This is a genomic window from Pedobacter sp. (assembly GCF_035566355.1).
Lineage (GTDB): Bacteria > Bacteroidota > Bacteroidia > Sphingobacteriales > Sphingobacteriaceae > Pedobacter.
The window spans coordinates 1-4,701 of record NZ_DATMRL010000711.1 but is presented as its reverse complement, the minus strand read 5'-3'; the positions used below and the strand labels follow the sequence as shown (position 1 = coordinate 4,701).

Annotated in this window: 5 protein-coding genes; 1 reads left to right on the top strand and 4 read right to left on the bottom strand. The window is 43.1% G+C overall.

Annotated features, from left to right (window positions below; translation table 11 throughout):
- The 4 genes from VNZ46_RS27980 to VNZ46_RS27965 all read right to left on the bottom strand — a co-directional run.
- A partial coding sequence (locus VNZ46_RS27980) for a TerC family protein (RefSeq protein WP_325564775.1) occupies positions 1-730 on the bottom strand: 730 nt, incomplete at its 3' end.
- An 86-nt stretch (positions 731-816) separates the two neighbouring features.
- A complete protein-coding gene (locus VNZ46_RS27975; protein ID WP_325564773.1) occupies positions 817-2,082 on the bottom strand; it encodes a hypothetical protein in 1,266 nt (421 codons plus the stop codon).
- On the bottom strand, positions 2,079-2,609 hold the full coding sequence (locus tag VNZ46_RS27970; RefSeq protein WP_325564771.1) for a hypothetical protein: 531 nt from the start codon (positions 2,607-2,609) through the stop codon (positions 2,079-2,081). The genes VNZ46_RS27975 and VNZ46_RS27970 overlap by 4 nt, the downstream gene beginning before the upstream one ends.
- A complete protein-coding gene (locus VNZ46_RS27965) occupies positions 2,606-3,154 on the bottom strand; it encodes an RNA polymerase sigma factor (RefSeq protein ID WP_199076960.1) in 549 nt (182 codons plus the stop codon). The genes VNZ46_RS27970 and VNZ46_RS27965 overlap by 4 nt, the downstream gene beginning before the upstream one ends.
- 96 nt (positions 3,155-3,250) lie before the next feature.
- Here VNZ46_RS27965 and aspS point away from each other — a divergent pair.
- Positions 3,251-4,701: aspartate--tRNA ligase (gene aspS / locus VNZ46_RS27960; RefSeq protein ID WP_325564768.1), on the top strand; the 1,451-nt coding region annotated here is incomplete at its 3' end.

Genomic DNA, 4,701 nt, shown 5'->3' with positions numbered 1-4,701 from the left:
GTTTCATTCTCAGGTTCAGCATCTCTACCAACACAGAAAAAGCCATGGCAAAATAAATATAACCTTTGGGGATATGCTGATCTAAACCTTCTGCCAGCAACGACACCCCAATCAGCAACAGGAAAGACAGCGCCAGCATTTTTACTGTTGGGTGTTTGTTTACAAAATTACTGATCGCACCTGAAGAGATCATCATAATGATCACCGCGATCACTACAGCAGCGATCATGATTTCAACATGATCTGCCATACCAACAGCCGTAATAACTGAATCCAGGGAGAACACAATATCAAGCAGCAAGATCTGTACAATAACTCCATTGAAAGTATATACTTTCGCATTGGCACCCCCTTCCTCTTCACCTTCCAGTTTCAAATGGATCTCATGGGTACTCTTATAAATAAGGAATAGGCCCCCCACAATCAGGATCAGGTCTCTACCGGATATGGCTAGTTTTTCCAGCCATTCCTTACTGTCTATACTGAACCAGTCGCCTATATTGAACAACGTAGCAGTGAGCGTCATTACCCAGCTTAAAGACAACAACAGCAATACCCTTGTGATCATGGCCAGTCCTAGCCCCAGCTGTCGGGCCTTTTTTTGTTTCTCCTGAGGGAGTTTTGAAGACAGAATAGAGATAAAAATGATGTTATCAATCCCTAATACAATTTCCAGCAAAGTTAAGGTGATCAGAGAGATCCAGGTTTCGGGGTTGTTTAAAATTTCCATAGACAAACAGGTAAATACGGTTCGCTAAGATATAAAAAAAGCCTGCTGATTCCTCAGCAAGCTGTCATTTGTTTGGTTTTTAGTGATTATTTAAAAGTAACATTCCCATAGGAAGACTTAATCCTTACCCGGCTGCCGCCCCCTCCACCGATCTTACCGGTATAATTTTTATCCTGAGAATGATCGTCATCGCCAGCCGCTCTGGCAGTAACACCACTTCCATATCTGAAAGAGGAATAACTTGTTCTTACGTCCAGCTCTCCGCTGTATTTATCGGCAAAGCCGATCCCTATATTCACATACTCTGCATCTACCACCAGTGACCGCACATTTTCATTCACCCTTTGAATGCTGAGCTTATCGTAGGCCATATCGAAGGTTGCATCGCCAGAAAGCGTCCCTATGGTAACTCCTGTATATTGTGTTTTAACGGTAAGACCTCCGCTGCTTCCAACATCCAAACTACCATATTGCTGCTTAATGACCGAATTTCCCCGTTTAATTGTCTGAATATTAACCTTGGTATATTGCGCATCCAGTACCAGGTTCGATACAGTTCCCAGGGTTAAGCCGGAACCATATTGCTGCTTGATCAGTGCACTCTCTTTAACCGTACCTACATTTACATCCACATACTGCGCATCCAGGTTCAACTCAGAAGCGGATCCAATACTAAGTCCCGAACCATACTGATGCTTTACAATCCCCTTATTTATTTCTGCTACATTGGTTTTTCCGTACTGTACATTGATGTAATTATTGGCGTTAGACAGATTTCCGGCAGTAAAATTACCATATTGTACTTTTACCGACAGCGGGCCACTCTGGTCGGCCATATCTATGTTCCCATATTGCTGAGACATCGTCAGCGCAGAGCTGGAGGGCATATACACCACATAACTGATCTTTACTTCCTTTCTTCCCCGCTTTCCATTTCTGATCCAGCTGCCCCAGTTTTTGCTGCCTTCGCTTATCCTTGTGCGAAAGAAAACCGCATCTGAACGCTTTTCGGCATCAATGCTGACCTCATCCAGTAATTTTTGGGCTTCTGTGTCGCTATTGCTATACGCCCGGATGTCAATATCGACCTTAATCTCTTTTTTGTCCCAGTTCTTGATCAGGATAGCCCCGTACTGATTGCTCAGATTTACCTTCTCTCCACTACTTAATGGAAAGCTCTTACTGAATGATTTCGATTTGGCCGCATCTTCATTCGGATCACCCTGAGGTAGTCTGATCCCGAAATGGATAGGCATTATAGGTGAAACACTTGCAATAGACCCTTCAGCCTTGCTGCTGACGTGGCTGGCCAGCAGAACAATGCCCGCTAGACCCATTAAAGTCCTTTTCATATTTGATTTTCCTTTTTATACTGATTTACCTGATTAATGATCATCAATTGCTGAGTGATCACCTGCAGCTGAAGTTCCAGATTTTTAACCATGGCCCTCACCACTAATTTCTGATTCGGACTGTCTGCCAATTCTTTTTTCAATTTCTGGTAATCTGCATCCATGTGCTCCAGATCCTTATTAAATTTAGAATAAAGTGCGGGATTAACTTTGGACAAGACCTCCAGACTGTCCTTTTTTTCTTCTATCATACTGGCAAACCGCACTTGCTTCTTTGCATAGTCGGAATTCACGTCCGCAAGCATGCCTGAATTCCTCCTGCCGTAAGTCAGCAACGCAGCGGTAAGTCCTACAACCAGCAATAAAGAGGCTGCAACTCCAATCCATAAGGTTATATTAATTGGTTTTGAAGCTTTCTTTTGATCCAATCCTTTTTCTATTCTGCTCCAAAGGTCTTCAGAGGGATTCTCTGTATCAAATGCCTTCTTGTTCTCCCTGATAAATTCCTCTAATTTTCTGCTCATCATTGACTCCTTTCTTTTTCCATTAAGCGTTGTAATTTTATTTTAGCCCGCATATACTGACTGCGGGATGTATTCTCCGAGATTTTCAAAATATGGGCAATTTCCTCATGGTCATAGCCTTCCAGCAAATACAAGCTGATCACCACCCTGTATCCATCCGGGAGCAGCTCCATTGCTTTTTTTATTTCCTCTACTCTGGGTTGAAGTTCGCCATCTTCCTCCTCTTCTTCTTCTGGCACATCTATCGTATCTGTACTCACAAATTCCATTTTTCTCTTACGAAGATAATTGATCGACTTGTTGATCACAATCTGTTTTAACCACAGCCCAAAGGTTGTATCTCCCCTAAAGTCTGTAATTCTGCTGAAAGCTTCCAAAAATGCTTCCTGCAATACATCCTCTGCCTCTGCAACATGACACAATATCCTTTGGGCAGTATTGTACATCGCCTTTGCATACAGTTTGTATAATTCAAACTGCGCTTTACGACTGCCAAGTCTGCATTCCTGCACCAAAGCCTGATGTTTATCTATGTATAAGGTTTCCAATAGCTGCTTAATTCGTCTATATGACAACCAAACTTCAGAAACGTTGCACGGATATGAAAAATAAATGAATATTTTTACGGCCTAATTATTACAATAATGTTAAGAACAACAACTTGCGGCGCTTTAACGATTAAGAATCTAGGAGAAAATGTGGTCCTGTGTGGATGGGTACAGAAATCCAGGGACCTTGGTGGAATGACTTTTATAGACATTCGTGACCGGTACGGAATCACTCAACTGGTTTTTAATATGGACGACAACCGCGAGTTATGTGAAGCGGCCCGTAACCTGGGCCGCGAATTTGTAATTAAGGCCAGCGGTACCGTTGTTGAACGTTCTAATAAGAACGCTAAAATTCCAACTGGTGACGTAGAAATTAAAATTACAGCTCTTGAAATACTTAATGCAGCAAAACTTCCGCCATTTATGATCGATGACGAAACAGACGGTGGCGACGACCTGCGAATGAAATACCGTTACCTGGATCTGCGTAGAAACCCAGTAAGAAACAATATGGTTCTGCGCCATAAAATGGCCCAGGCTGTTCGACGTTACCTGGACGGACTGGATTTTATTGAAGTGGAAACTCCTGTATTGATTAAATCAACACCGGAAGGTGCAAGAGACTTTGTAGTACCCAGCCGTATGAACGCGGGTGAATTCTATGCCCTGCCACAGTCTCCGCAGACCTTTAAACAACTTTTAATGGTTTCCGGGTTTGATAGATACTTTCAGATTGTAAAGTGCTTTAGAGATGAGGATTTGCGCGCTGACAGACAACCTGAATTTACACAAATTGACTGCGAGATGTCTTTTATCGAGCAGGAAGATATTTTGAATACCTTTGAAGGGTTGATCCGGACCCTGTTTAAAGAGATCAAGGGCATTGACCTTCCGGAAGTACCCAGAATGCAATATGCAGATGCCATGCGTTTGTACGGTTCTGACAAGCCGGATACCCGCTTTGAAATGCAGTTTGTAGAACTGAATGACCTCGTTAAAGGCCATAATTTCCCTGTTTTTGATCAGGCAGAACTCATTATCGGAATTAACGCCAAAGGCTGCGCGGGCTATACACGGAAACAAGTCGATGAGTTGACTGACTTTATTAAGCGTCCTCAGATCGGTGCGACAGGTCTAATTTATTGCCGTCATAATGAAGATGGTTCTCTAAAGTCTTCTGTTGATAAGTTCTACAGCGAAGACGTCCTGAAAACCTGGTCCTCCGCCTTACATAGCGAGCCCGGAGATTTAATGTTGATTATGGCCGGCACAACAGATAAAGTACGCAAACAACTGAGTGAACTGAGGCTGGAAATGGGCAATAGACTGGGGCTTCGTGATAAAAACACATTCAGTGCCCTTTGGGTTCTGGATTTCCCTTTATTGGAATGGGATGAAGAAACGGAACGTTATCATGCCATGCACCACCCTTTCACTTCTCCTAAGCCAGAGGACATCGCTTTATTAGATACCAAGCCCGGAGAAGTAAGGGCAAATGCTTACGACATGGTGGTCAACGGAACTGAAATTGGCGGAGGGTCAAT

Coding starts and splice junctions, on each gene's coding strand:
- VNZ46_RS27975 (WP_325564773.1), bottom strand. CDS start 2,082: ATGAAAAGGACTTTAATGGGTCTAGCGGGCATTGTTCTGCTGGCCAGC.
- VNZ46_RS27970 (WP_325564771.1), bottom strand. CDS start 2,609: ATGATGAGCAGAAAATTAGAGGAATTTATCAGGGAGAACAAGAAGGCA.